The following is a 26,712-nucleotide window of genomic DNA, read 5'->3' as shown; positions in this document are numbered from 1 at the left end:
GACTCGGCCTTCTTCTGGTCGAACCGGGCCGGGTTGGGGTTGACGTCGACGATGTCGAAGGCGGCGATGAACTCCTCGAGGGAGAACACGTCGCGGTCGTGCGACAGCGACCATCCGAGCAGGGCGAGGTAGTTGAGCAGGCCCTCATGGATGAAGCCCTTCTCCCGCTGCAGGAAGAGGTCGGCCTTCGGGTCGCGCTTGGAGAGCTTCTTGTTGCCCACCTCGCCGAGGACGAGCGGCATGTGGCCGAACCGGGGCACGAAGGTGGTGACGCCGGCATCGATCAGCGCGGCGTACAGCGCCAGCTGACGGGCGGTGGACGGCATGAGATCCTCACCGCGGATGACGTGGGTGATGCCCATGAGGGCGTCGTCGACCGGGTTGGTGAACGTGTACAGCGGCTGCCCACCCGCCCGCACGACGACGAAGTCGGGGAACGACCCGGCGGGGAAGGTCACCTCGCCGCGGATGAGGTCCACGTAGGTGACGTCCTCGTCGGGCACCCGCAGACGCCACGCGGGCTCGCGGCCCTCGGCGCGGAAGGCTGCCTTCTGCTCGTCTGTGAGGTGGCGGTCGAAGTTGTCGTAGCCGAGCTGCTTGGCGCGGCCGTTGGCCTCGTTGCGGGCGTCGATCTCCTCCGCGGTGGAGTACGACTCGTAGACGGCTCCCGCATCGATGAGCTGCTGCAGCACGCCGGCGTAGATGTCGCCGCGCTGGGACTGCCGGTACGGAGCGTGCGGACCGCCCTTCTCCACACCCTCGTCCCAGTCGATCTCGAGCCAGGTCAGCGCGTCGACGAGCTGGCGGTAGCTCTCCTCGCTGTCGCGGGCGGCGTCGGTGTCTTCCACGCGGAAGATCATCTTGCCGCCGGTGTGACGCGCGTAGCCCCAGTTGTAGAGGGCGGTGCGCACCATGCCGACGTGCGGAAGACCCGTCGGCGAGGGGCAGAAGCGGACGCGGACGTCGGAGCCGGAGGCGGTCGTGGTCAGGGGGTGCGGTGCAGATGACATCCCGCCCAGTCTAGTTCGCGCGGCCCTCCCGAACGGGCGGCTGCCGAGCCGTTCCGACAGAGGTCCGCCCGGCATCCGGGGTCAGCGCCGCGCGTAGGGCGACAGCACGGTGACCGCCGTGACGATCACCAGCGCGACGAGCGCGAGCCCGCCATAGCCGATCCAGCCCAGCACGATGCCGGCGAGCACGGCGCCGACGGCGGCGGAGAACGTCATGATGGTGTCGCTGCGTCCCTGCCGGCGCGGTCGCATCGCGGTGAGCGTGCTCTCGGTCAGCAGCGCCGCCCCGCTGACGGTCGCCGCGCTCCAGCCGAGCCCCAGCAGGAACAGCGCCACGAGGATCGCGACCTGAGACTGCGGGGCGACGGCAGCCGTCACGAGCGAGGCCGCGAGAATGCCCTGCCCGAGGAGGATCGTCGGGATCCGCCCCCAGCGGTCGGCCAGGATGCCGAAGACCGGCGACAGCCCATACATGCCGAACACGTGCAGGGCGATCGTGACGCCGACGATCGTGGTGACATGCGCGGGATCGAGGTGGGCGAGGTGCACGGGCGTCATCGCCATGACCGAGGCCATGACGACGTGCGAGCCGGCGACGGCGAAGATCGCGTATCGGGCGGCGAGCGGCCGGTCGGTCTCGACGATGTGCTCCCGGGCGGCATCGCCGCTCCGGGCGAGTCGTTGCGCCGTCAGCAGCGGGTCCGGGCGCAGCGCCGTCAGATACAGAATGCACGCCGCGACCTGCGCGACGAGCGAGAACGCGTACGAGCCGGTGAGCGGCGGCATCCCGAGCGCCTGCCCGACCACCTCGCCCGGCGTCAGCATGAGCGGCCCGATGACACCCCCGACGGTCGTCGCCCACACGACGGTGCCGAGGTCGCGCCCGCGGCGACCGGATGCCGCGAGGTCGGTCGCGGCGAAGCGGGACTGCAGGTTGCCGGCGTTGCCGGCGCCGATCAGCACGACCCCGGCCAGCAGCAGCGGGAAGGATCGGACTGCGGCAGCGGTGATGACGGTGGCGATGCCGATGAGGGCGAGCAGGTTGCCGAGCGTCAGCGCGACGCGACGCCCACGCCGGCCCGCGAGCCGCGCGAGCGGGATCGCGCAGAGCGCGGCGCCCAGGGTCACCGAGGCTGTCGCGAGCCCGGAGAGGGAGTCATCGCCGGACAGCTCGGCTGCCAGCAGGGCTCCGAGCGACACCGTCGCCCCGAACGCGATGCCGCCGAGCACCTGCCCGGCCGCGAGGACGGTGACGGTGCGGCGTTGCAGGCCGGCGACAGCGGCCGGCGTCGTGACAGCGGTGCTGTCAGGCATCGCGCACGGTGTTGCGCAACGTCCCCAGTCCGGTGATCTCGACCTCGACGGTGTCCCCCGCCGTGAACGGTCCGACCCCCGCCGGTGTTCCGGTGAGGATGACGTCTCCTGGCAGCAGCGTGAAGGCCGCCGAGGCGTAGGCGATGACGTCGGCCACGGAGTGGACCATGTCGGCGATGGCGCCGTCCTGGCGCACCTCGCCGTTCACCCGCGTGACCACCCGGGCGTCGCCCGCCGGGTCGAAGTCGGTCTCGATCGCGGGACCCAGCGGGCAGAAGGTGTCGAAGCCCTTGGCCCGTGCCCACTGGCCGTCGGAGCGCTGCAGGTCGCGCGCGGTGACGTCGTTGGCGATCGTGTATCCGAAGACGTAGTCGAGCGCCTTCTCTGCGGGGACGTTTTTCGCCACCCGCCCGATCACGGCCGCCAGCTCGCCCTCGTAGTCTGTCTGCTGGGACTGCGTGGGGCGCACGATCGTGTCGCCGGGGCCGATGACGGAAGTGTTCGGCTTGAAGAACAGCAGCGGCGCAGCAGGCGCCTCGCCGCCCATCTCGGCGGCGTGGTCCCGGTAGTTCTTTCCGACGCAGACGATCTTGGACCGCGGGATGACCGGGGCAAGGAGCGTGACCTCTCCGAGGGGCACCCGCTGACCGGTCGTCTCGAAGCCGGCGAACAGCGGATCGCCGGCTAGGACGACGAGATCGGTGTCGTCGACGATGCCGAACGAGATGACGTCCTGATGACTGAAGCGCGCGATTCTCACCGCATCACCCTATCGAGCGGGCGCTCGTCAGGCATCCAGGCGCACCAGCCAGCCGTGGCGGTCCTCGGCCCGGCCGTACTGGATGTCGGTCAGCTCCTGACGCAGCGACAGCGCGAGCTCGCCCACGGGCTGCTCGTCGATGAAGTCGGCGCCCTTCAGCCACCCGATCGGCGCCACCACGGCGGCGGTGCCGCACGCGAACACCTCGACGATGTCACCGGATGCCACGCCCTGGCGCCACTCGTCGATCGAAACGTGCCGCCCCTCCACCGTGTGACCGCGGTCGGCCGCCAGCTGCAGCAGGGAGTCGCGGGTGATGCCCTCGAGGATCGACGGCGACTGGGGCGTCACGATCGTGCCGTCCTTGTAGACGAACACGATGTTCATGCCGCCGAGCTCCTCGACGTTTCGGTCCGCGTCGAGGAAGACGACCTGGTCGCAGCCCTCTTCGTGCGCCTGCGCCTGCGGCAGCAGGCTGGCGGCGGAGTTGCCGCCGGTCTTGGCCGCTCCGGTGCCGCCCTTGCCGGCGCGGGCGTAGTCCTCGCTCAGCCAGATGGACACCGGCTTCGCGCCGCCCTTGAAGTAGGCGGCCACGGGGCTGGCGATGAGGTAGTACGCCACCTTGTTGGCGGGGCGGACGCCCAGGAACGCCTCCTTGGCGAACATGAACGGCCGCAGGTACAGGCTCTGGTCCTCGCCGGTGGGCACCCAGTCGCCGTCGACCGCGATCAGTTCGCGCAGCGACTGAAGGAAGTACTCGACGGGCAGTTCCGGCAGGGCCAGACGCCGTGCGCTGCGCTGCAGCCGCAGGGCGTTCTGCTCGGGGCGGAACGTGTGGATCGACCCATCGGCGTGACGGTAGGCCTTGATGCCCTCGAAGACCTCCTGGCCGTAGTGCAGCACGGCCGCGGCGGGGTCCAGCGAGATGGGCCCGTAGGGCTGCACGCGCGGACGGTGCCAGCCGCCCCGGACCGACCAGCAGATGTCGACCATGTGGTCGGTGAACACGGTGCCGAACGCGGGATCCCGCAGGATCTCCTCGCGCTGGGCGGGCGTCTTGGCCGCGAGGTTGCGGGTGTGCGCGAACTCGAGGGGCGCGAGTCCGGCGTCGGGGTCGAGAAGGGTCATGTCAGTCCTGTCGCGTGGGGCGCCTGCGGCGCCGATGTCAGCGTACGCCCGCAGTCAGGCGAGACGGGCGGCGATCGCGTCGCCGATCTGCGCCGTGGTGCGGGCGCTGCCGTCCCGTGCCGCGATGTCGTCCTCGGCCGCGCGGGTGACGCGCTGCGCTTCGTCCGTGAGCCCGAGGTGATCGAGCAGGAGGGCGACGGAGAGGATCGCGGCCGTGGGATCGGCCTTCTGCTGTCCTGCGATGTCCGGCGCCGAGCCGTGCACGGGCTCGAACATCGAGGGGAAGGCGCCGTCGGGGTTGATGTTCCCCGAAGCCGCCAAGCCGATGCCGCCGGTGACGGCGCCGGCCAAGTCGGTGAGGATGTCACCGAAGAGGTTGTCGGTGACGATCACGTCGAAGCGATCCGGGTTCGTGACCAGGAAGATCGTCGCCGCGTCGACGTGCAGATAGTCTACGGCGACATCGGGGTGGTCCGCGGCGACGGCATCGACGATGCGCTTCCACATGCCGCCGGCGTGCACCAGCACGTTGGTCTTGTGCACGAGGGTGAGCTTCTTGCGCCGACGCTCAGCCAGGTCGAAGGCGTAGCGGACGACCCGTTCCACCCCGTAGGCGGTGTTGACGCTCGTCTCGTTGGCCACTTCGTGCGGGGTTCCGGTGCGGATCGACCCGCCGTTGCCCACGTACGGTCCTTCGGTCCCCTCGCGCACGACCACGAAGTCGATGTCGCCGGGGTGTGCCAGTGGGCCGGCGGCCCCGGGATAGAGCTTGGAGGGGCGCAGGTTCACGTAGTGGTCCAGCGCGAAGCGCAGCTTCAGCAGCAGACCGCGCTCGATGTTGGCGTCCTTCAGCCGCGGGTCGCCGGGCACTCCCCCGACGGCGCCCAGAAGGATCGCGTCGTGCCCCGCGACAGCGGCGAGGTCGTCGTCGGTGAGGGTGTCGCCGGTCTCGAGGTACCGACCGGCCCCGAGCGAGAAGCGGGTCGATTCGAACGTCGCCTCGGAGCCTGCCGTCGCTGCCGCGAGCACCTTCTCGGCCTCGGCGATGACCTCCGGCCCGATGCCGTCACCGGGGATGACGGCGAGCTTGACGACGCGCGACATGACACTCCTTGATGTGGGCCGCGCCCCAGCTCAGTCGGCGACGTGTTCGGGCGCGGCGCGGGATGATCCCAGGGTAGTGGCCGCGATGACCGCTGCGACGACGACGAGCCCGGCGCCGATGAGGGCGGTGACACCGACCCCCGCGTCGAACGCGTGGGCGGCGCTGGAGTGTAGGGCCTCGGCCACCGCGGGATCCAGCCCGCGCGCAGCGGTCATGGCGCCGGCGAGGGTCTCGCGCGCGGCGTCGGCCGCGGCGGCCGGGAGCCTCTCGGGGACCACGATCCCGCTTCGGTACATTGCGGTGAGGATGCCGCCGAGCACGGCGGTGCCCAGCACCGCTCCGAGCTCGTACGCCGTCTCGGACACCGCGCTCGCGGCGCCCGCCTTCGCCGGCGGGACGCTGGCGAGGATGAGGTCGTTCGAGACCGTCTCGGCCGCCCCGATGCCGATGCCGAGCAGGACGAACGCGAGGATGAGCGGCAGCAGCGCGTCGGGGTCGGCGGTGAGGGCGACGGTGACGTAGCCCGCCACCGAGAACAGCAGCGCGACACTCACCACGATGCGGGGGTCCGCCCGCTTGGCGATCGGCACGATCAGCAGCCCGGCGGCGATCATGGCGGCCATGCCGGGCACCAGGGCGAGCCCGGCATCCATCGGAGACAGCCCCACGATGAGCTGCAGATGCTGCGAGATGAAGAAGAGGAAGCCGACGAGGGCCACCACGCTCAGCAGGTTGACCAGCAGCGCGCCGCTGAACGTGCCACGCGAGAACAGCCGCATGTCGAGCATCGGCGACGATGACCGAAGCTGGCGGCGCACGAACAGCGCGCCGAAGGTGACGCCCGCGATCAGCAGCACGAGCGGCAGCCCACCCGGGCCGTGCACGGCGAACTCCTTGATCGCGTAGACGATGGGCACCATGGTCGCCAGCGACAGCAGGATGCTGAGCGGGTCGATGCGCCCGGGCCGGGGGTCGCGACTCTCCGGCACGAGCAGCGGGGCGAGCACGAGCAGCGGAACGAGCACCGGCACCGACATGAGGAAGACCGAACCCCACGGGAAGTACTCGAGCAGCAGGCCGCCCACGATGGGGCCGAGCGCCGCGCCGGCGGAGAACATCGACGCCCACACGGCGATCGCGAAGCGCCGCTGGTTGCGATCGGTGAAGATGCTGCGCAGCAGCGAGAGCGTCGACGGCATGAGCATGGCGCCGAACACTCCCATGCCGGCGCGTGCGGCGATCAGCAGCACGGCCGTCGGGGCGAAGGCGGCGGCGACCGACACCGCGGCGAATCCGGTGGCGCCGATCAGCAGCATCCGTCGGCGCCCGAAGCGGTCGCCGAGGGTTCCCATCGTCACCAAGAGGCCGGCGAGGACCAGCGGATAGGCGTCGATGATCCAGAGCTGCTCGGCGCTCGTCGGCGCGAGGTCGCGGGCGATGTCGGGCAGCGCGAAGCTCAGCACCGTGTTGTCCACGGAGACGAGCAGCACCGGCAGCATCAGCACGACCAGCGCCGCCCAGCCGCGCCAGCCGACGCGTCTGCCCTGGCTGTCGGCGAGGCGGATCTCTTCTGTCAGCGTCATCATGATTGTTTACCGTCCAGCCGGTATAGTAACAGGATGACCAACCCGCCGTCGATACGATCTTGCGCATGAGTCGTCCCCCGCTTGCCCGCGAGAAGGTGCTCGACGCTTTCGAGGCGATTCTGATCGATGAGGGTGAGCGTCCCGCCACGATCGAGGCGACCGCCCAGGCCGCCGGGGTCTCCAAAGGCGGGCTGCTCTATCACTTCGGCACCAAGGAGGCGCTGGAGACGGCGCTTCTCGAGCGGCTGCGCGCGCTCGTCGACGCCGACGTCGCCGCCATGGCGGCCGCCCCCGACGGGCCGGTGGCGTACTTCCTGCGCTCGTCGGCCATGGACAACGATCCTCTCGACCGCGCCCTGCTCGCGGCATCGCGGCTGGCCCAGGGCGGCAATGCGACCGCGGGCGACGCGCTGCGCACCATCCGCGACGACTGGGCGACGGTGCTGCGTCCGCACGTGCGCGACGAGACGGCGCTGGACCTCGTGATGCTCGTCAGCGACGGGCTCTACTTCAACAACGCCCTCGCCGGCGGCTCCGTGCCGGGTCCGTTGCCCCGCGGCGCCGCGATGGACGCGCTCATCGCGCTGGTCGAAGAGGCGACGCTCAGGACTCGGTGATCTCGATCTGACGGAACAGATCGGCGTGGATCGCCGAGCCGACGGCGTCGAGCACCTCGTCGGCCACCGGCGAATCGACCGTCAGCACCGACAGCGCCTGGCCGCCGGCCGTACGCCGGGCGATCTGCATGCCGGCGATGTTGATGCCGGCCTCGCCGAACTTCTGGCCGTACACCGCGACGATGCCGGGACGATCGGTGTAGAGCATGACGACGTGGTGACGCTCGATGGGCAGCTCCACCGCGTAGTCGTTGATGCCTACCAGCTTCTCGATCTGCTTCGTGCCGGTGAGAGTGCCGGAGACCGACAGCTGCGAGCCGTCCGAAAGCGCGCCGCGCAGCGTGATGACGTTGCGGTACTCGTCGGACTGGTCGTCGACGATCAGACGGGCCTCGACGCCACGCTGCTCAGCCAGCAGCGGCGCGTTCACGTACGACACGCTCTCGCTCACGATGTTGGTGAACACTCCCTTGAGCGCCGCGAGCTTCAGCACGCTGACGTCGTACTGGCTGAGTTCGCCGTGCACCTCGACGTCGAGGCTCGTCAACGGAGAGTGGGCCAGGGCGCTGAAGATCTGACCCAGCTTCTCGACCAGCGGGATGCCAGGGCGGACGTACGGATCGATGACGCCGCCGGCGACGTTGACCGCGTCGGGCACCAGCTCACCGCCGAGGGCGAGGCGCACGGACTTCGCGACCGAGACACCGGCCTTCTCCTGTGCCTCGTCGGTCGATGCGCCCAGGTGCGGCGTGACGACAACGTTCGGCAGGTCCAGCAGGCGGCGCGCGGTCCCGCCCTCTGCGGGCGGCTCCGAGGTGAAGACGTCGAGGCCCGCGCCGGCGATCTCGCCGGTCGTCAGGGCTGTGTACAGTGCCTCTTCGTCGATGAGTCCGCCGCGTGCCACGTTCACGATGTAGGCGGTGGGCTTCATGAGGCGGAACTGCTCGGTTGAGATCATGCCGCTCGTCTCGGCGGTCTTCGGCATGTGGATGCTGATGAAGTCGGACTGCTGCAGCAGGTCGTCCAGCGACAGCAGCTGCACCCCGAGGTGCTGTGCACGGGCGCTCGTGACGTACGGGTCATAGGCGACGACGTTCATGCCGAACGCCTGCAGCCGCGCCGCGATGAGCGCGCCGATGCGGCCGAGCCCGATGATGCCCACGGTCTTCTCGAACAGCTCGACACCGGTGTACGCGCTGCGCTTCCACTGGCCGGCTGCGAGCGAGGCGTGTGCGGCGGGGATGCGGCGCGCCAGGCTCAGGATGTGGCCGATGGTGAGCTCGGCTGCGGAGATGATGTTCGACGTCGGGGCGTTGACGACCATCACCCCGGCGGTTGTCGCCGCCTTGATGTCGACGTTGTCGAGACCTACTCCCGCACGGGCGATCACCTGCAGCGACGGGGCGGCGGCGATGGCCTCGGCATCCATCTTGGTCGCCGAGCGGATGAGCACGGCGTGCGCGTCGGCGAGGGCGGGGAGCAGGGCTGCGCGGTCGGCGCCGTCGACGTATCGCACATCGAAGTCGGGCCCGAGGGCGTCGATCGTGGCGGGAGAGAGTTCTTCGGCGATGAGCACGACGGGCTGAGGCACGCTGGATCCTTCGGGGCGGCAGCGCACGCGATCGCGTGCACCGCGACTGAGGGGAAGCCCGCCACAGCACGTGGACGGGGCGCGTTCAGCCTATCGCGAGCGCATCGGCGGTCCTGACAGTGTGACGCGGCAGGACTCAGGCGCCGTAGAGCGAGGGCGCTGCCGCGGCGTATGCGAGCACGTCGAGCCAGAACGCCGCCACGAACGCCAGCCCGGTCAGCATGACGGCCACGAACGGCAGCGCGCGGCGGCGCCAGCCGATCGCGAAGGCGATCGCGAAGACGGCAGGCGGGAAGATCACCGGCAGGAGCAGCACGAACCAGCCGTAGCCGGTGAGACCCTCCACTCCCCCGGCCTGCTGGAGAAGGAACCCCAGAGCCGTCCAGAACACGAACGCGTAGAGCAGCAGGAAGGCACCGGCGACCACCGCGATCAGCCATCTCGGCAGCGCCGTGCGCCGGGGGCCGGCGGCCGCGGCGGCGGTCACAGCGTCACCCCGGCGAGGACGAAGGGCCACGGCACCAGCAGCACCGCTCCCGCGGCGAGCAGGGACAGGCGCACCCAGGTGCGCGACGACCGCGTGAGCAGGAACACCGTGGCGAACCAGATCGGCGGAGCCAGCACCGCCATCCACATCGTCACCTGGAAGGCGACGGGGTCGAGGAACAGCTGGGCGATCAGCTGCAGTCGCCCCGCGCCGAGCAGCCAGCCGAGCGACAGCAGCAGGTACACGCCCGCGAACACCCCGACGCCCACGAGGGCGGCGTTGCTCATGCCGGGTGCCGGAGCAGCACCATCGACGAGGGGCTCGTCGCTCGCGACATCCGCACCGCCAGACCCTTCGAGCCTCTCGCTTCCGCGACCGACGGCGCGGTAGCCCTCGGGCAGGGAGGCCGCTGCGGCCGGATTCACGGCGAGGGTGGGATCGTCGTCCCCCTCCCACGCGAGCGCGTCGTCGTCGGGTCGGGCCATGCCCCCAGGGTAGCCCGTGACCGGGCCCATCGAAGGATGCCGCACCTTCACGCTCGACGTCGGGCGCGACGCAGCCACTGCTCGACGCCGGCGACGTGCGCGGTGGCCAGGGACGAGGCCAGTTCCACGTCGTGTGTGGCGATCGCCTCGGCGATGGCGGCATGTTCGCGCAGGGTGCGCTCCACCGCCCCCGCCTCGGTGAGCCCACGCCATACCCGGGCGCGCACGGTCTGGCTGGTGAGACTCTCGACGAGACTCGCAAGATAGTGGTTGCCGCCCAGCGCGACGATGGCGCCGTGGAAGCGCAGGTCGTGCTCGACCAGCGTCTCGATGTCGGTGTCGGCGTCGACGGTGAGCAGCTCGGCCTCGAGCCGGGCGATGTCGGCCTCGTCGGCACGCTGGGCTGCGGCGCCTGTGGCGTGCGCTTCGAGCACGCGCCGAACCTGGAAGATCTCCAGCAGCGACGCGTCGTCGTGCATGTCCATGACGAAGGAGGTCGCCTCCAGCAGCAGGCTCGGATCCAGGCTCGTGACATACGTGCCGTCGCCGCGGCGCACGTCGAGCACGCGGATCACCTCGAGCGCCTTCACCGCCTCGCGCATCGAATTGCGAGAGAGGCCGAGGCGCTCCGACAGCTCCTTTTCGGGAGGGAGACGGTCACCCGGAGCGAGCTCCCCCGAAACGATCATCGCCTTGATCTTCTCGATCGCCTCGTCTGTCACGGCCATGACACCCATCGTACGGGCGCAGCCCTAGACATCCCATGTCCGCCGCCGATCCGGGATACTGGCGGGATGCGCGTTCTCGACAGCCACCTGCACCTTTGGGATCCGGCGGTTCTGCGCTATGGGTGGCTCGAGGGCCGGCTCCTCGGACGTTTCAGTGTGGAAGAGCGTCGGGCGGCTCTCCTCGAAGCTCCCCCCGCCCGCCGATCGGCAGTGTTCGTGCAGGCCGAGTGCGCCCCGGCGGACAGTCTGGCCGAGGTCGATTGGGTGTCGGGTCTCGCGGCGGATGCGGGGGTGCGCGGCATCGTCGCCCATCTGCCGATGGAGGACCACGAAGCCTCGCGGGAAGGGCTGAGCGCACTGCGGGGGCGCCGGCTCGTCGTCGGCGTGCGCCGTCTGCTGCAGGACGAGCCCGGAGGGCTGGCGACCTCGCCGGAGTTCGTGGTGTCTGCGGGCGCGGTCGCCGAGGCGGGCCTCGCTTTCGACGCCTGCGTCCGGCACCCGCAGCTGACCGACGTCGCCGCGCTCGCGGAGGCCGTTCCCGAGCTGACCGTCGTGCTGGACCACCTCGGCAAGCCCGACGTCTCGGCCCCGCCGACCGCAAGGTGGAGGGCCGACCTGCAGCGGCTGGCGGACCGGCCGGGCACCGCCTGCAAGCTCTCCGGGCTGCCCGCGGAGTGCTCGACCGACTGGACGGCGGCCCAGCTCACCCCGTTCCTCGATGCCGCGCTGGCCGCGTTCGGCCCCGAGCGACTGCTCTTCGGAGGCGACTGGCCCGTCTCGTGGCCCTACGCGCGGTGGGAGCGATTCGTCACAGAGTGGGCACAAGACGCCGCCCCCGGCCACGTCGACGACATCCTCTGGGCCAACACCGAGCGGATCTACCGCCTGGCCTGAGTGGGCACGCCGGACGTAGGCGCGGGCCCCACAGCCCGTCTGCCGCGGGCGGATCAGCCCCGCGGCGCGCGTGCCGCAGCGACGGCGGCGGCAACGACCGTCGCGTCGGTGACGTCGTGACCGGCCGTGCCGCCTCCGGGACCCGCCGATGCGCCCAGGCCCGCGCGAGCGCGGGCAGACAGATGCACGGCGTCGACACCGGATGCCAGGATCGCGGGAATGTCGGCAGGGGGCACTCCCCCGCCCGCCATGACCTCCAAGGCGCCACCGACGCGAGTCACGTAGGCCGCGAGCCGCTCGACACCGTCGATGCTGCGCAGCGCGCCACCCGAGGTGAGCACCCGGTCGACCCCTTCGGCCAGCAGCGCATCGAGCACCTCGTCCGGGTGCGCACTGGCATCGATCGCGCGGTGAAACGTCACCGTCGCGTCGCCCGCCGCCGCACGCCAACGCTGCAGCGCCGCGCGGTCGACGAGTCCCGCCTCGTCCAGGGCCCCCACCACGACGCCGCCCGCACCGCAGGCGACGATCGCGCGCACATCGGCAGCCACCACGGCGATCTCGTCGGCGTCGTACACGAACCCTCCGCCGCGGGGCCGTACCAGGACGTTCACCCGCTCACCGCCGACCGCGTCGCACACCGCCTCCACCAGGGCGAGCGACGGCGTGAGCCCGCCGACCTCGAGGGCCTGGCAGAGCTCCAGCCGATCCGCGCCGGCGGCAATCGCGCTGCGGGCGCCGGCAGCGCTCTGCACGGCGATCTCGACCGCAGCGGTCTCGAAAGCGGCGGTCACGAGGTCACCGTGAGGGCGACGGCGGCCTCGCCGCGCAGGGCGTCGGGCACGATGGCATCCACCCGCCCGTCGGCACGCTGGTCCACGGCCACCTCGGTGCCGTCGGCCCACCGCGCGTGGCCGGACGACAGCTCGGCAGGCAGGTCGATGCTGCCCGCGGACGGGTCCAGTGCGATCACATGCACCGCGCCGGGAGAGGTGGTGTAGGCACGGGGCGCGCCCGTCTCCTCGAAGGCGCGGATCCACGGCCGCGTGCCGTAGACGGCGCCGCCGTCGCGACGCAGCCACGTGCCGAGCTCGCGCATGGCCTGCAGCTGCAGGTCGGGAATCGAGCCGTCGGCCCGAGGGCCGACGTTGATCAGCAGGTTGCCGTTCTTGGACACCACGTCGGCGAGCAGCCGGATGAGCGCGTGGCCCGACAGCGAGTGCCCGGCATCCTCTGCCTGGTTGTAGCCGAACGAGTACCCGAGGCCCCGGGTGGATTCCCAGGGGGTGTCGAGCACCTCGCCGACGTGGGTGTACTCCCGGGTGAGATAGCCGTGGCGCGGCACACCCCAGCGGTCGTTGATGACCCCGTCCGGCACCTTGTCGAAGTAGCGGCCCAGAAGCGCCGCCAGCCCGTGGTCCGCCGCGCCCTTTCCGCCGTCGGGCCACTCGATGTCGTTCCACAGCACGTCGGGCGAGAAGCGCTCGACGAGTTCGTCGAGCTGCGCCGCCGAGTAGCGCGAGAACCACTCGTCGTGCCGGCGGAACCGGAACAGATCGGTGTCGCTCTCGATGGGCGGGAAATCGCTCACATGCCAGTCCAATGCACCGGAGTAGTACACCCCGAATCGCGCGCCGGCGCGACGGGTGGCGTCGTGGAACTCGGCGATCAGGTCGCGGCGCGGGCCGCGACGCGCGGCGCTGAACCCCGTCGTCGCGGTGTCCCAGAGACAGAACCCGTCGTGGTGCTTGGTGGTGGGGACCACGTACTTCGCGCCCGCGCCGACCAGCTCGCCGACGAACGCATCCGCGTCGAATCCGCCGGCGTCCCACCGGTCGGCAAGGTCCTCGTAGCTCGTGCCGGTGCCGTAGATCTGCTGGTGGCGCCGCCACGTGGGGCTGCCTGCGATGCGCACCGTGTTGGCGTACCACTCGGCGTACTGGTGGTGCCCGTAGGCGTCCTCGACGGGAACACCCCCGGGCGGGTGGGCAGGCGCCCACGCGGGCACCGAGTAGAGCCCCCAGTGCACGAAGAAGCCGAGCTTGGCGTCGCGGTACCACTCGGGCACCGTGGCGTCGGGATACTGCGGGGCGGCGTCCCCGAAGTCGGGGCCGGTGCGGGTCTCGAAGTTCATGCGCGGGCCTCCTCGCCCTGTCGGCGGGTGACGAGGGCCGCCAGGTGCGGCTCGCCCTCACTGATGTCGAAGGGGTAGACCCCCGGGCGCAGCCGGGCATGGCCGAGGCGCAGCAGGTCCTGATCGACCCCGCCGGGCGTCAGCGCGATCGTCCATCCGGCGGCCAGGTCATACAGCTCCGGCTCCAGGTAGCCGATCTTCACGATCACGATGTCGGCGGACTGCGGATCGAGCCCCAGCATGCGGAAATCGTCGAGGTGGTGGAAGGGCTTGCGTCGCTCGGTCACGATGGCGTGGACGGCTCCGGAGCGCACCACGACCTGGGTGCCCGCAACCGGGTCGCCGGGCGTCACCGAGAAGACCTCCCCGGTGATCTCAACGGGCCCGCGGGGGCCGGCATCCACCCGACCGCCCACCGAAAGCGTCACCGTCGCTCCGACGCCGGCAGATGCCGCGGCGGCCACGGCGGCGGGATCGAAGACCGATGCCACGAGCACCGTCTGTGCGGGATCTCGGAGGTCGGGCCGCTCGAGCAGACGGCCGAGGGTCCACGAGACGTCGCCGGCGCCGCCGGCGGTCGGGTTGTCGCCGGAGTCCGAGATGACGTACGGGCGCGGGGCGCGGTCTGCCAGGGCTTCGTCCAGCGCCTCGTCGAGGCTTGCCGTGGGGCCGACGAAGGCGAAGTCTGCGCGCACGTCCCAATAGCGCCGTGCGATGCGCTCGGCCTCGCGGGCGATCACCGCACCGTCGTCGCCGGTCACGATCACCGTCGCGTGGCACCGGGGCTCGTCCGCCCACGCGTAGCCCACCCAGACGGCGGCGTCGAGCACGCCGTCGAGCTCCTCGACCTCGGGGACGAGCGCGTACACCGACCGGGCCGGATCGATGCGGGTGCTCGTCTTCTCCCCCGGCAGGAGCACCGGAACCCGCACCCACGCCTTCAGCGGCCGGCGGGCGTCGGGATCGGCGCCGCGCGGCCCCCGCAGACGCGCGAGCAGGTTGTGCACCGCGCGCTGCTTGGTGTTCATCCAGTCCTCGTGGGGTGCCATGCGGTAGCAGGTCAGCAGGTCGACGGAGTCGAACAGCGCATCCGAGACGTTGCCGTGCAGGTCCATCGACGTCGACACCAGCGTGTCGGGACCGAGTGCCTCCCGCACGGCGAGCGCGAGGTCACCCTCGGCGTCGTCCATGCCGACCACGCTCATCGCACCGTGGATGTCGAAGAAGAACGCGTCGAACGGTCCCTGGGCGCGGATGCCGTCGACGATCGCGCGCTTCATGCGTGCATAGGTCTGCGGCGCGACCGCGCCACCGGGAAGCGAACGGCCGTGCGTCAGAGGCACCCACTCCGCCGCGTCGCGCAGGTGCTCTCCCTCGGCGAGGAACGGATAGTAGGCCAGCAGCTCGGCGCCGCTGCGGATCGTGAAGGCTTCATCGCCCGAGACGTGCGGCGAGAAGGTGCTCGATTCGATGGAGATGCCGCCGATGCCGATGCGCGGGCGCTCGAGGCCGTCGCGGTGCACCGGATCGAGGGCACCCTTCCATACGCGGTCGGGGTCAGGACGCGATGTCACGGTTGGTCTCGCTTTCGGTCGACGGGGATGAAAAGGGTGAGGCGACGAGCGCCGCAGCGCCGAGCACCACGGCATCCGAGCGCAGCGCCCCGGGCACGATGCGCAGCGGCACTCCCGAGACGGGCGGGTCGGTGGCGAGCGTGCTCTGGACCGCCGGCTCCAGCAGGTCCCAGGCGCCGACGACGCCGCCGCCGACCACCGCGAGGGGCAGATCGACGAGTGTGGCCGCGGACACACAGGCCAGCGCGACGGCTCTCCCGGCGTCACCGAAGACCGCCAGTGCGTCGGGGTCGCCCGCGCGCGCCCGCTGGGCGACGACACGCGCCGATTCCACGGGGCTGCCGGTCGCGGCCCCGTAGCGCCGCGCGATGGAGGTGCCAGAGGCGATCGTCTCCAGGTGTCCGGTGAGTCCGCATGTGCACGGCAGATCGCCGTAGCCGGGCGTGTGCCCGATCTCACCGGCGGCCCCGTGCGGACCGTGGCGCAGCCGCCCGCCCAGCACCAGCGCGCCGCCGACGCCGGTGCCCAGCATGACTCCCAGCACATCCGACCCGCGCGCGGCGCCCCAGGCCCGCTCGCCGAGGAGGAACGCGTTCACGTCGTTCTCCACCTTCACCGGCAGTGACAGCCGGGCGGACAGGCGCTCGCCCAGGGGAAAGCCCGCCCAGTCGGTGAACGTGTCGGATGCCGCGCGGATCGTGCCCGTGTCGGGGTCGACCACCCCCGCGGCCCCGACGCCGACCGCGTCGGCGCGCACACCGGAAGACCCGTACATCTCCTCCACCATGCAGGCGGCGGCCTCGCTCATGGCCGCCCCGCCCTCGCGCGCCGGCGTGCCCCGCGTCGCCCGGGCGATCACCGTCCCGTCTGCGGCGATGAGCACGGCGGCGGTCTTCGTGCCGCCGATGTCGATGCCCGCGACGACGCGACCGTTCGCCGCGCTCATCGGCCGCCCAGCCCGGCCATGGCGATGCCCTTGACGAGATGCTTCTGCAGGACGATCACCAGCAGAGTCGTCGGGATCATCGAGATGATCGCCGCCGCCATCTGCAGGTCCCAGCGGGTGCCGGTGAGGCCCGAGAAGCTGGCCAGTCCCACCGGCAGCGTGCCGAGCGAGGCGTAGTCCACCGTGACGATCAGCGGCCACAGGTAGCTGTTCCAGAAGGACAAGAACGTGAACACCGACAGCACCGCCACGGCGGATTTCGACAGCGGCAGGATGATCTGCAGGAAGGTGCGCACGGGCCCGGCACCATCCACACGGGCCGCCTCTTCGAGTTCGAAGGGGATGCCGCGGAAGAACTGGCGCATCAGGAACGTGCCGAACGCGGTGAAGGCGAAGGGCAGGATGAGCGCCTGGTAGGTGTTGACCCACCCGAACCACTGCATGACCTGGAACATCGGGATCACGAGCACCTCTGCCGGCACCATGAGGGTGGCCAGGAACAGCAGGAAGACGGCATCCCGACCCTTCCACCGCAGACGGCCGAAGGCGTAGCCGGCGGTCGTCGACACGATCAGCACGACCAGCGTGCCGGCGACGGCGACGAACAGCGAGTTGCCGATGTAGGTCCAGAACGGTCCGTAGGCGAAGACCTCGGCGAAGTTGCCCCACTTGATCTGCGAGCCGATGAGGGTCGGCGGCATCGAGAAGATCTCGATGTTGGGCTTGAGCGCCGAGAAGAAGGCGTACACCAGCGGCGAGACGAACACCGCGGCGGCCAGATAGACGAAGACGTGGGCGATGACCAGCCGCGCACGTTCGCCGCGCGTGCGGGCGATCGCCCCCCGGCGGCCGGTCTCCTCGCGGACGAACTCATCGTCGGTTCCCAGGAGCAGAGTGCGGGTCTCGGTTTCAGTGCTCATAGTGCACCCACTTCCGCTGAGCGGCGAACTGCATGCCGGTGATGGCGATGATGATGGCGAAGAGGATCCAGGCCGCCGCTGCGGCGAGCCCGAGATCGCCGAACGTGAACCCTTGCTCCCAGATGAACATCACGAGGGGCTTCGTGGCGTTGCCCGGCCCGCCACCGGTGAGCAGCTGCGGCTGCGCGAAGACCTGCAGTGAGGTGATCATCGTCATGATCGTGGCGAAGAATATGGCAGGCGAGATCATCGGGATCATGACGCTCCACACGAGCCGGAACCCCCTCGCGCCGTCGATGCTCGCGGCTTCCAGCACGCTGTCGGGCAGCTGCTCGAGGGCGGCCGAGAAGATCAGCATGTTGTAGCCGAGCCCTTGCCACACGCTCATCGCGACGACCATCATCATCGCCCAGAAGGGATCGGCGAGGAAGTTGGGCAGACCGACCCCGAACCAGCCCTGGGCGATGCCGTTGAACAGGCCTTGCGGCTGCAGCATCATCTTCCACACCAGGACGTTCGCCACCATCGGCACGACGACCGGAATGAAGAACAGCACCCGCAGTGCGCCGCGGCCGCGGATGCGAGGGCCCAGGCCGATCGCCAGCACGAGCGAGAGCGCGACGCTCAGCGGCACGTACAGCAGCGTGTAGACGGCGGAGTTCCGAAGCGCCGGCCAGAAGTCGGGGCTCGCGGTGAACAGAGTCGCGTAGTTGTCGGCGCCTGTGAAGGTGCGCTCACCGAAGGTCGGCCAGTCGAAGACGCTCATCACGATCGACAGCCCGACAGGCACGATCGTGAACAGGGCGAGGCCCACCAGGGCTGGGCTTGCAAAGCCCAGCGCCTGGCGGGTCTCGACCCTGGCGAGCGACCCGCGACGTTTCGTCGTGGTCGTCATTGCACTGCTCTCTTGCTCAGGAAGAAGGGTTCGCAGAGAACCGGGTCAGTTGCCGAACTGCGCCTGGGCGCTTTCGAGCATGTCGGCCATCGTCGTCTGACCGCTGTAGACGCTGACGAGGTTGGGCTGGATGTAGCTCTCGAGCTTCGCCCAGTTCTGCGTCATGTACATCGGCACGGTCGAGGCGAACGCCGACTCGAAGACGCTCTTGACGTGGTCGCGGTACTTCTCGTCGATCGACTCGAAGTACAGCGGCTGCGACTCGATGCGCGCCGGGTACGAGCGGCCGGACGATGCGATGTAGTCCTGCGCGTCCTTGCTCAGCAGCGACCCCAGCACCTTCAGCGCCTCTTCGGGGTGCTCGCATGTCGCGGAGATGCCGTACCCGGAACCCAGGATCGGACCGGCGTTGCCGTTCTCTCCCGTCGGCAGCGGCGCCATGCCGGCCGCGAAGCCGGACTCGTTCTCCAGGTAGCCGACCGCGTTCCAGGTGCCGTCGACCGCCATGGCGGCGTTGCCACCGGTGTACTGCGTCTCACCCCAGCCCGTGTCGGACGCCGAAGCCACCGGGGCTGCGACGCCCAGGTCGGTGACCAGGCCCGCGAACCACGATGCGGCCTCGACGAACTCCGGGGCGTCGATGCGCAGCGCGCCGTCCTCGGATGCCGGCTGCGTGCCCGACTTCGCGATCGGAAGCGACATCCACTGGTACCCGCCCATGCCCATGCCGAAGCCGTACTTGCCGTCGGCGGTGGCGGAGGTGGCGATCTGCTCGAAGTCGTCGAACGTCCAGCCGATCTCCGGCGTCGCAGCACCGGAAGCCGAGAGGAGGTCCTGGTTGTAGTAGACGAGCATCGTGGCGACATCGAACGGCATGCCGTAGAGCTCGCCTTCGAAGCTCATGATGCCGTCGGCGCCCGGGTTGAAGTCCGCAAGGTCGAGACCCGCGGTGGCGAGGTCCTCGTCGGAGAGGGCGCGGAAGCCTGCGGTGTACCCACCCAGCTGCGCGCCGCTCATGCCCGTGATGCAGGCCATGTTGCCGCTGGCCATGTTGGTCGTGAGCTTCGTGAAGAAGTCGCCCCACGGAGCGGTCTGCAGCTTGATCTTCACGTCGGGGTTCTGCTCCTGGGCGATGGCCACCTGCGCCTCCAGCGCCTCGGTGTCCGACTCGCTGCCGGCCCACATGTCCACGACGATGGTGGGCTTGTCGCCGTCGGATCCACCGGCGTCGGATCCGCCCGCACATCCCGTCAGCACCAGGGCCACACCGGTGGCCGCAGCCACCCCGCCCATGCGCATTCTGTTCATCCATGCCTCCTGGCAATTCGTGTCGAACAACGTTGTTTCGATATTCGAATCAACCTTGTACTGTTCTGTTCAAAGTCAACATTTCAGATTTCCCTCGAAGCCGCAAGACGAACATCCGATGTTTATCGACCGGTGATGTTTCGTCACCTGCCCGTAACACGCGAGCCGAAAGCCGACCATGCCCCACAGCAGCCACAGCTCCGCCTCCGACGACCTCCTCGGCCGGCGCATCCTCGACCTGGTGTCCCGCGGCGAGGCGCGCTCCCGGTCCGAGCTCGCCGCGCTTCTCGGCCTCGCCCCGTCGACGATCGGCCTGCGCGTGCAGGCGCTCTTGGATGCCGGCATGCTCTGCGAGCGCGGCGAGGGGACCTCGCGCGGCGGACGGCGACCCCGCCTGCTGGACATCCCCGATGACGCCGGCGTCGTGCTCACGGCTGATCTCGGCGGCCAGCACGCCCGCATCGGCATGCACCGTCTCAGCGGGGCGCTGTTGGCCACCCGCGCCATTCCGGTGACGCTCGCCGACGGACCGGAGCCCACTCTCGACGCGGTCGCCGCAGTGTTCGACGAGCTGTCGCGCGACACGTCGGTGCGCGCGATCGGCATGAGCCTGCCTGGTCCCGTCGATGTGTCAGCAGGCACCGTGCACCAGCCGTCCCGCATGCCGGGGTGGCCCGGCTTCCGGGTCGGCGACCATCTGAACGCCCGCTACGGGGTGACCGTCGCGGTCGACAACGATGCCAACCTCGCCGCGCTCGGAGAGCATCGGGAACAGTTCGGATCCGTCGGGCACAGCATCACGGTCAAGGCCGGCACCGCGATCGGCAGCGGCGTGATCATCGACGGCGCCGTGCACCGTGGCGCCACGTCGGCCGCCGGAGACATCACCCACACGCGCATCGACGCCAGCGGCGACCTGCCCTGCTCATGCGGCAACACGGGCTGCCTCGAGACGGTGGCCAGCGGTGCGAGCCTCGTGCGGCAGATGCGCGAGCGCGGCAGGGACGACGTCGCCACCACGGCGGACGTGCTCGCGCTGGCCCGCGACGCCGATCCCGAGGCGACGACCCTGGTGCGGACGGCGGGCACCCACCTCGGGCAGGCCTTGTCTGGAGTGGTCAACTTCTTCAACCCCGACGCCGTCTTCCTCACCGGCAGCATGAGCGCGTCGGAGCCGTTCATCGCCGCGGTGCGCAGCCGCGTCTACGAGGCGTGCCACCCCCTGGCCACTCAGCGGCTGCGCATCGAGGCCGCCCGCACTGGTGCCGACGCGATCCTCTACGGCGCCGCCCGCTGGGCCCTGGACAACCTCGAGCTCCCCGCAGGCAGCGCCTGATCCGACCGGGTCAGTCCGCCAGCGTGAGCTCGATGACCGGGAGCACGACGTCGGGGCGGGCGACCGGGAGATGCACGGTCAGGGTGCCCTCCGGCTCACCCTCGGGCGTCATGAGGTCGGCGACCTGGTCGGGGTCGGCCACCGAGGTGCGCAGCCAGGACCCGTCGTGCAGGAACCGGGCGTACGTCACCTTTCCCGCCAGACCCGCCAGATGCACGAACCCCAGCGGCCACGTGAACAGATGCAGGTAGAGGCGGTCGCCCCGTTGCGTGTACACGCCCTCGCGCGGCGGCGCGAACGGGGCGTGACCGGCGCCGACGACGGCGTCGCGGTGCAGCTGCATCCACTCGCCGATCTCGTCGAGCGCGGCGCAATCCCGTGGCGCGATGGCCCCGCGCCCGTCAGGGCCGATGTTCAGCAGCATGTTGCCGTCCATCGACACCGAGTCGACCAGCATCCGCACGAGCAGGTCGACCGGCTTCTGGTCGTCGTTGTCCCGGTCGTACCCCCACGCCCCGTTCATCGTCTGGCACGCCTCCCACACGAGCGGCCGACCGTCGCGCATCAGCGGAGACGTGGGCTGGTACTGCTCCGGCGTGACGAAGTCGGCCGGGATTCCGAGACGGTCGTTGACGAGCATCTGCGGCTGCAGCGAGCGGCACAGGGCCAGCAGCCCTTCGGCGTCCCAGTCCTCCGGGCCCTTGCCCGCCAGTCCGTCACGGTCGTGGGGGTAGGTGAAGTCGAAGAACAGGTAGTCGATCGGGCCGTACCCGGTCAGGAGCTCCCGCACCTGCCCGTGGAGGAACGCACGGTAGCGATCCATGTCGCGGCCGGCGTTGAGCGCGGCGACATCGGCGTCGCCCCGGCGGGGGTGGTTCCAATCGACGGTGAAATCGGGGTGATGCCAGTCGATCACCGAGTGGTAGAACCCGACACGCAGCCCTTCCGCCCGCAACGCGTCGACGTACTCGCGCACGAGGTCGCGGCCGCAGGCGGTCACCGAGTCGAAATCGCTCAGCGCGGTGTCCCACAGGGCGAAACCCTCGTGGTGCTTCGTCGTCAGCACGACGTACCCCATGCCGGCGCGCTTGGCCTGCCGCGCCAGTGCACCAGCGTCGAACCGGTCGGGGTCGAAGTGCTCGAAGTACTGCCGGTAGTCCTCGTCGGTGAGACGCTCGTAGTTCTGCACCCACTCGTGCCGGGCTGCGGCGCTGTACAGCCCGAAGTGCACGAACATGCCGAATCGGGCCTCGTCGAACCACTGCTGCCTCATCGTCACCTCTCCGATCGAACCTGCGCACCATCCTCGCACAGACATCCGATGTCTATGTGACTGCATACGCGGAAGGCCCGCCCCTCCGAAGAGAGGCGGGCCTTCGCCGCGCGGATCCGCGTCAGCGCGCGGCCTTCTTGCGTCCGGGCGTCGCGTCTTCGGCGGCCGGCTCATCGGCAGCCGCCTGCGTGTCGACGGTCGCCGCAGCGACGGCCGTCTGCGCGCGCTGCGCCCGCACCTCCGCGTAGGACGTGCCGTAGTAGGCCGCCTCCATGAGCGTGCGCATGTCCGCCAGCAGCGGCATGCGCGGGTTGGCCGGTGCGCACTGGTCGCCGTAGGCGGCCATCGCGAGCTCCTCGAGGCGCCCGATGAAGGATTCCTCCGGCACTCCCTGCGCCTGGAACGAGTCCTCGATGCCCACCGCTGCGCGCAGCTCCTCGACGGCGCGGGCATAGGACTCGACACCCTCGTCCGGGGTGGATGCCGGCAGGCCCAGGTGGGCGGCGATCTGCTGGTACCGCTCGGGGGCGACGTAGCGCTCGTACTTCGGCCACCCGGTGACCTTCGCCGGGACCTGACCGTTGTAGCGGATCACGTGAGGCAGGTAGATCGCGTTCGTGCGCCCGTGCACCAGGTGGAACTTCGAGCCGGTGACGTGGGCCATCGCGTGGACGATTCCGAGGAAGGCGTTACCGAACGCCATGCCGGCGATCGACGCGGCGTTGTGCATCTTCTCGCGCGCCTCCGCGTCTGCCGCATTCTTGCTTCCCGGCTCTGCCTGCGAGCTGCGCACGATGTTCTCGAAGATGAGCTTGATCGCGTGCAGCGCCAGCCCGTCGGTGAAGTCGTTCGCGTACACGGACACATAGGCCTCGGTTGCGTGGGTCAGCGCGTCGAAGCCGGCATCTGCGACGAGGAACGCGGGCAGAGCTGCAGTGAGCAGCGGATCCACGATCGCGACCGAAGGGGTCAGCGCGTAATCGGCCAAGGGGTACTTCATGCCGGTCTCATCATCGGTGATCACCGCAAAGGGCGTCATCTCAGACCCCGTCCCCGAGGTCGTCGGCACGCACACGAGCTTCGCCTTCGCACCGAGCTCGGGGAAGCGGAACGCGCGCTTGCGCACATCGAAGAACTTCTCCCGCATGTCGGAGAAGTGCACATCGGGGTTCTCGTAGAGCAGCCACATGACCTTCGCGGCATCCATCGGCGAGCCGCCGCCGAGGGCGATGATGGTGTCGGGCTGGAACTCCCGCATCTTCGCGGCGCCGTGCTGCACGCTGGCGACCGTCGGCTCCGGAAGGACATCGTCGATGATCTGCAGGTGGACGCGGCGGGGACGGCGGCCGAGCACGTCGAGCACCCGGTCCACGAAGCCCAGCTTGGTCATCGTCGCGTCCGTGACGATCGTCACCCGTTCGATGCCCTTCATGTCGATGAGGTACCGCAGCGCGTTCGGCTCGAAGTACGTCTTGGCCGGCACCTTGAACCACTGCAGGTTGTTGTTGCGACGCCCCACCCTCTTGATGTTGAGCAGGTGCACCGCCGAGACGTTGTCCGCGACCGAGTTGCGCCCGTACGAGCCGCAGCCGAGGGTGAGCGAAGGCATGAAGGCGTTGTAGATGTCGCCGATGCCGCCGAGGGCCGCCGGCGCGTTCTCGATGATGCGCACCGCCTTCACCCGGTCGGCGAAGTCGGCGATGACGGCAGGATCGCTGCTGTGCACGGCGCCGGAGTGCCCGAGCCCGTCGAAGGCCACCATCTGCTCGGCCAGGTCGATGCCCTCCTGTGCGTCGGCCGCGCGCAGCACCGCCAGCACGGGGGCCAGCTTCTCGCGGGTCAAGGGCTCGTGGGGTCCGACCCCGCTGACCTCGGCGAGCAGGATCGAGGTGTCCTCGGGAACGGTGAACCCGGCCATCTGCGCGATCTTCGCCGCGGGCTGCCCCACGACGGCGGCGTTGAGCTTTGCTTCGGCGCACGAGGCATCCTGCGCGCTCACGCCGAAGATCAGCTCCTCCAGCATCCGCTTCTCGTCGGCGTTCACGACGTGGGCATGCAGGCGCGCGAACTCGGCCAGCGCCGCCTCGGCGATGGGCTCGTCGAGGATGACCGCCTGCTCGCTGGCGCACACCATGCCGTTGTCGAAGGACTTCGACAGCACGACGTCGTTGACGGCCCGGCCGACCTTGGCGCTGCGCTCGATGAACGCGGGCACGTTGCCGGCGCCGACGCCGAGCGCCGGCTTGCCGCAGGAGTAGGCGGCGCGGACCATGCCGTTACCGCCGGTGGCGAGGATGAGGGCGACCCCGGGGTGGTTCATCAGCTCACCGGATGCCGCGAGCGAGGGTGCCTCGATCCACTGGATGCAGTCGGCCGGCGCGCCGGCGGCGATCGCCGCGTCGCGCACGACGGTGGCGGCGGCGACCGAGCAGCGCTGCGCCGACGGGTGGAAGGCGAAGACGATGGGGTTGCGGGTCTTAAGAGCGATGAGCGACTTGAAGATGGTCGTGGAGGTCGGGTTCGTCACCGGCGTGATGCCGCACACGACGCCCACGGGTTCGGCGATCTCGGTGATCCCGGTGATGTCGTCGACCGAGATGACCCCGACGGTGCGCTGCTTGATGATCGAGTGGGTGACGTGCTCGCACGCGAACATGTTCTTCACCGCTTTGTCTTCGAAGAGGCCTCGGCCGGTCTCTTCGACGGCCATCACCGCGAGGTCCGCGTGGCGGCTCAGCGCCGCGACCGATGCCTTGCGCACGATGTGGTCGATCTGCTCCTGCGTGTACCGCGCGTACGCCGTCAGCGCGTCCTGTGCGCGGGCCACCAGTGCATCGATCTCGGGGGACATTTCTCTCTCCAACCCGGTGCGGACGCTGTGCCCGCACCCTTGCTCTGATGCCAGCTTACTCCTGTGGTCTGACCACAGGAAGGGGCACAGAGAAACCCGGTCGCCGCTCCCCCGTTTTTCGGGGTGCGGCGACCGGGTCAGGGTCGGCTGAGACTCAGCGCGCGGCGCTGCCCTCGACGTAGTCGCTGTCGGTCTGCTTCCACGAGAACAGGGCGCGCAGGTCCTTGCCCACCGCCTCGATGGCGTGTGCGGCGGCCTTCTCGCGCAGCTCGCCGAACTCCACGGCACCGGCATCCTGGTCGTTGATGAAGCGCTCGGCGAAGGCGCCCGAGCGGATGTCGGCGAGGACCGCCTGCATGTTCTCCTTGACGTGCGGGTCGATCACGCGGGGGCCCGAGACGTAGTCGCCGTACTCGGCGGTGTCCGACACCGACCAGCGCTGCTTGGCGATGCCGCCCTCCCACATGAGGTCGACGATGAGCTTCAGCTCGTGCAGCACCTCGAAGTACGCGATCTGCGGCTGGTAGCCCGCTTCGGTCAGGGTCTCGAACCCGTACTGCACGAGCTGCGAGACGCCGCCGCAGAGCACGGCCTGCTCACCGAACAGGTCGGTCTCGGTCTCTTCGGTGAAGGTGGTCTTGATGACGCCGGCACGCGTGCCGCCGATGGCCTTCGCGTACGACAGGGCAACGTCCCACGCTTGGCCCGACGCATCGTTCTGGACGGCGATGATGTCGGGGATGCCACGACCGGCCACGAACTCGCGGCGCACCGTGTGGCCCGGTGCCTTCGGTGCGACGAGGATGACGTCCACGTCCTCGGGAGCCTGGATGTAGCCGAAGCGGATGTTGAAGCCGTGTGCGAAGGCGAGGGTCTTGCCTGCCTTGAGGTGCGGCTTGATCTCATCGTTGTAGATCGAGCGCTGGTGCTGGTCGGGAGCCAGGATCATGATGAGGTCCGCCCACTCCGCGGCGTCCGCCACGGACTTCACCTCGAAGCCGTCCTCCTGCGCCTTCGCGATGGACTTGCTGCCCTCCTTGAGGGCGATGACGACGTCGACACCCGAGTCACGCAGGTTCTGGGCGTGGGCGTGGCCCTGTGAGCCGTAGCCGACGATCGCGACCTTCTTGCCCTGGATGAGCGACAGGTCGGCGTCGGAGTCGTAGAAGATCTCGGCCATGTTGTGTGTTTCTCCTTGAGTGGTGGTTCGGTGTGGTCAGCCGCGCAGGACGCGCTCGGTGATGCTCTTGCCGCCGCGGCCCATCGCGACCATCCCGGACTGGGCCAGTTCCTTGATGCCGAAGGGCTCGACGGCGCGCAGGAACGCGTCGACCTTGCCACGATCGCCGGTCACCTCGACCACGACGGCGTCGGTGGCGTAGTCGACCACCGAGGCGCGGAAGAGGTTGACGACCTCGATGACGTTGGAGCGCGTCTGGTTGTCGGCGCGCACCTTGACGAGCATGTGCTCGCGCTGCACGGATGCCGCGGGGTCGAGTTCGACGATCTTGATGACGTTGATGAGCTTGTTCAGCTGCTTGGTCACCTGCTCCAGCGGCAGCTCGTCGACGTCGACCACGACCGTGATGCGCGACAGGCCAGGCACCTCGGTGACGCCGACGGCGAGGGAGTCGATGTTGAAGCCGCGCCGGGCGAACAGGCCCGCCACGCGGGTGAGCAGACCGGGTTTGTCCTCCACGAGGAGGCTGAGGACGTGCTTGCTCATCTCAAGCCTCCTGGTCGAAGGTCGGCGCGTGCTCGCGGGCGTAC

Annotated in this window: 24 protein-coding genes; 3 read left to right on the top strand and 21 right to left on the bottom strand. The window is 69.8% G+C overall.

All coding sequences use genetic code 11. The annotated features are described in order from the left end of the window. The 6 genes from gltX to NQ160_RS03695 form a co-directional block, all read right to left on the bottom strand. Positions 1 to 1,010: glutamate--tRNA ligase (gene gltX / locus NQ160_RS03720; RefSeq protein WP_257513897.1), on the bottom strand; the 1,010-nt coding region annotated here is incomplete at its 3' end. A gap of 81 nt (positions 1,011 to 1,091) precedes the next feature. Beyond that, the gene (locus NQ160_RS03715; protein WP_257513896.1) at positions 1,092 to 2,324 is read right to left on the bottom strand and encodes an MFS transporter; all 1,233 of its coding nucleotides are present in this window, start codon (positions 2,322 to 2,324) and stop codon (positions 1,092 to 1,094) included. Next, positions 2,317 to 3,084 (bottom strand): fumarylacetoacetate hydrolase family protein, encoded by a 768-nt coding sequence (locus tag NQ160_RS03710; RefSeq protein ID WP_257513895.1) that lies wholly within the window; start codon positions 3,082 to 3,084, stop codon positions 2,317 to 2,319. Before NQ160_RS03710 ends, NQ160_RS03715 begins: the two co-directional genes overlap by 8 nt. Positions 3,085 to 3,111: 27 nt before the next feature. Next, positions 3,112 to 4,212 (bottom strand): branched-chain amino acid aminotransferase, encoded by a 1,101-nt coding sequence (locus NQ160_RS03705; RefSeq protein ID WP_257513894.1) that lies wholly within the window; start codon positions 4,210 to 4,212, stop codon positions 3,112 to 3,114. A gap of 54 nt (positions 4,213 to 4,266) precedes the next feature. After that, on the bottom strand, positions 4,267 to 5,316 hold the full coding sequence (locus tag NQ160_RS03700) for a 3-isopropylmalate dehydrogenase (protein ID WP_257513893.1): 1,050 nt from the start codon (positions 5,314 to 5,316) through the stop codon (positions 4,267 to 4,269). Positions 5,317 to 5,346: 30 nt separating this feature from the next. Further along, positions 5,347 to 6,903, bottom strand: coding sequence for an MFS transporter (locus NQ160_RS03695; protein ID WP_257513892.1), 1,557 nt, complete (start codon positions 6,901 to 6,903; stop codon positions 5,347 to 5,349). A 65-nt stretch (positions 6,904 to 6,968) separates the two neighbouring features. Between NQ160_RS03695 and NQ160_RS03690 the strand changes: the two genes are divergently transcribed. After that, positions 6,969 to 7,520, top strand: a complete 552-nt coding sequence (locus NQ160_RS03690; protein ID WP_257513891.1) for a TetR/AcrR family transcriptional regulator — start codon at positions 6,969 to 6,971, stop codon at positions 7,518 to 7,520. Here the strand turns inward: NQ160_RS03690 and serA are convergent. From serA to NQ160_RS03670, 4 genes are all read right to left on the bottom strand, one after another. Continuing rightward, positions 7,507 to 9,111: a phosphoglycerate dehydrogenase gene (gene serA, locus NQ160_RS03685; protein ID WP_257513890.1), complete on the bottom strand. Its 1,605-nt coding sequence runs from the start codon at positions 9,109 to 9,111 to the stop codon at positions 7,507 to 7,509. The two genes, NQ160_RS03690 and serA, sit on opposite strands and share 14 nt — an antisense overlap. Positions 9,112 to 9,247: 136 nt before the next feature. After that, positions 9,248 to 9,598: a bacitracin resistance protein gene (locus NQ160_RS03680; protein ID WP_257513889.1), complete on the bottom strand. Its 351-nt coding sequence runs from the start codon at positions 9,596 to 9,598 to the stop codon at positions 9,248 to 9,250. Beyond that, positions 9,595 to 10,083, bottom strand: a complete 489-nt coding sequence (locus tag NQ160_RS03675) for a DNA polymerase III subunit gamma/tau (RefSeq protein WP_257513888.1) — start codon at positions 10,081 to 10,083, stop codon at positions 9,595 to 9,597. Before NQ160_RS03675 ends, NQ160_RS03680 begins: the two co-directional genes overlap by 4 nt. 47 nt (positions 10,084 to 10,130) lie before the next feature. Continuing rightward, a complete protein-coding gene (locus tag NQ160_RS03670; protein ID WP_257513887.1) occupies positions 10,131 to 10,811 on the bottom strand; it encodes a FadR/GntR family transcriptional regulator in 681 nt (226 codons plus the stop codon). Between the two features lie 66 nt (positions 10,812 to 10,877). Between NQ160_RS03670 and NQ160_RS03665 the strand changes: the two genes are divergently transcribed. After that, positions 10,878 to 11,705, top strand: coding sequence for an amidohydrolase family protein (locus NQ160_RS03665; protein ID WP_257513886.1), 828 nt, complete (start codon positions 10,878 to 10,880; stop codon positions 11,703 to 11,705). Positions 11,706 to 11,758: 53 nt separating this feature from the next. Here the strand turns inward: NQ160_RS03665 and NQ160_RS03660 are convergent, their stop codons facing one another. The 7 genes from NQ160_RS03660 to NQ160_RS03630 are packed head-to-tail and all read right to left on the bottom strand — an operon-like array spanning position 11,759 to position 19,482. Continuing rightward, a complete protein-coding gene (locus NQ160_RS03660; protein WP_257513885.1) occupies positions 11,759 to 12,499 on the bottom strand; it encodes a copper homeostasis protein CutC in 741 nt (246 codons plus the stop codon). Next, positions 12,496 to 13,839, bottom strand: coding sequence for an alpha-L-fucosidase (locus tag NQ160_RS03655; protein ID WP_257513884.1), 1,344 nt, complete (start codon positions 13,837 to 13,839; stop codon positions 12,496 to 12,498). Before NQ160_RS03655 ends, NQ160_RS03660 begins: the two co-directional genes overlap by 4 nt. Then, a complete protein-coding gene (locus NQ160_RS03650) occupies positions 13,836 to 15,413 on the bottom strand; it encodes a M81 family metallopeptidase (RefSeq protein ID WP_257513883.1) in 1,578 nt (525 codons plus the stop codon). Before NQ160_RS03650 ends, NQ160_RS03655 begins: the two co-directional genes overlap by 4 nt. Beyond that, positions 15,397 to 16,359 carry an ROK family protein gene (locus NQ160_RS03645; RefSeq protein WP_257513882.1) on the bottom strand — a complete coding sequence of 321 codons (963 nt, stop codon included), beginning with the start codon at positions 16,357 to 16,359 and terminating at the stop codon, positions 15,397 to 15,399. Before NQ160_RS03645 ends, NQ160_RS03650 begins: the two co-directional genes overlap by 17 nt. Continuing rightward, on the bottom strand, positions 16,356 to 17,279 hold the full coding sequence (locus NQ160_RS03640; protein ID WP_257513881.1) for a carbohydrate ABC transporter permease: 924 nt from the start codon (positions 17,277 to 17,279) through the stop codon (positions 16,356 to 16,358). The genes NQ160_RS03645 and NQ160_RS03640 overlap by 4 nt, the downstream gene beginning before the upstream one ends. Beyond that, on the bottom strand, positions 17,269 to 18,174 hold the full coding sequence (locus NQ160_RS03635) for a carbohydrate ABC transporter permease (protein ID WP_257513880.1): 906 nt from the start codon (positions 18,172 to 18,174) through the stop codon (positions 17,269 to 17,271). Before NQ160_RS03635 ends, NQ160_RS03640 begins: the two co-directional genes overlap by 11 nt. 45 nt (positions 18,175 to 18,219) lie before the next feature. Further along, positions 18,220 to 19,482, bottom strand: coding sequence for an ABC transporter substrate-binding protein (locus NQ160_RS03630; protein WP_257513879.1), 1,263 nt, complete (start codon positions 19,480 to 19,482; stop codon positions 18,220 to 18,222). A 178-nt stretch (positions 19,483 to 19,660) separates the two neighbouring features. Here NQ160_RS03630 and NQ160_RS03625 point away from each other — a divergent pair, with 178 nt between their 5' ends. Further along, positions 19,661 to 20,818 carry an ROK family transcriptional regulator gene (locus tag NQ160_RS03625; RefSeq protein WP_257513878.1) on the top strand — a complete coding sequence of 386 codons (1,158 nt, stop codon included), beginning with the start codon at positions 19,661 to 19,663 and terminating at the stop codon, positions 20,816 to 20,818. Between the two features lie 10 nt (positions 20,819 to 20,828). Here the strand turns inward: NQ160_RS03625 and NQ160_RS03620 are convergent, their stop codons facing one another. The 4 genes from NQ160_RS03620 to ilvN form a co-directional block, all read right to left on the bottom strand. After that, a complete protein-coding gene (locus tag NQ160_RS03620) occupies positions 20,829 to 22,091 on the bottom strand; it encodes an alpha-L-fucosidase (protein ID WP_257513877.1) in 1,263 nt (420 codons plus the stop codon). A gap of 121 nt (positions 22,092 to 22,212) precedes the next feature. Then, complete coding sequence (adhE, locus tag NQ160_RS03615) at positions 22,213 to 24,942, bottom strand: bifunctional acetaldehyde-CoA/alcohol dehydrogenase (RefSeq protein WP_257513876.1); 2,730 nt, start codon at positions 24,940 to 24,942, stop codon at positions 22,213 to 22,215. Between the two features lie 154 nt (positions 24,943 to 25,096). Continuing rightward, positions 25,097 to 26,122: a ketol-acid reductoisomerase gene (ilvC, locus tag NQ160_RS03610; RefSeq protein WP_257513875.1), complete on the bottom strand. Its 1,026-nt coding sequence runs from the start codon at positions 26,120 to 26,122 to the stop codon at positions 25,097 to 25,099. A 36-nt stretch (positions 26,123 to 26,158) separates the two neighbouring features. Further along, positions 26,159 to 26,668: an acetolactate synthase small subunit gene (gene ilvN / locus NQ160_RS03605; RefSeq protein ID WP_257493238.1), complete on the bottom strand. Its 510-nt coding sequence runs from the start codon at positions 26,666 to 26,668 to the stop codon at positions 26,159 to 26,161. Positions 26,669 to 26,712 lie beyond the last annotated feature (44 nt).

Source organism: Microbacterium sp. zg.Y909, from assembly GCF_024626565.1.
The sequence above is the reverse complement of the archived record's forward strand: the minus strand, read 5'-3'. Positions and strand labels throughout refer to the sequence as shown.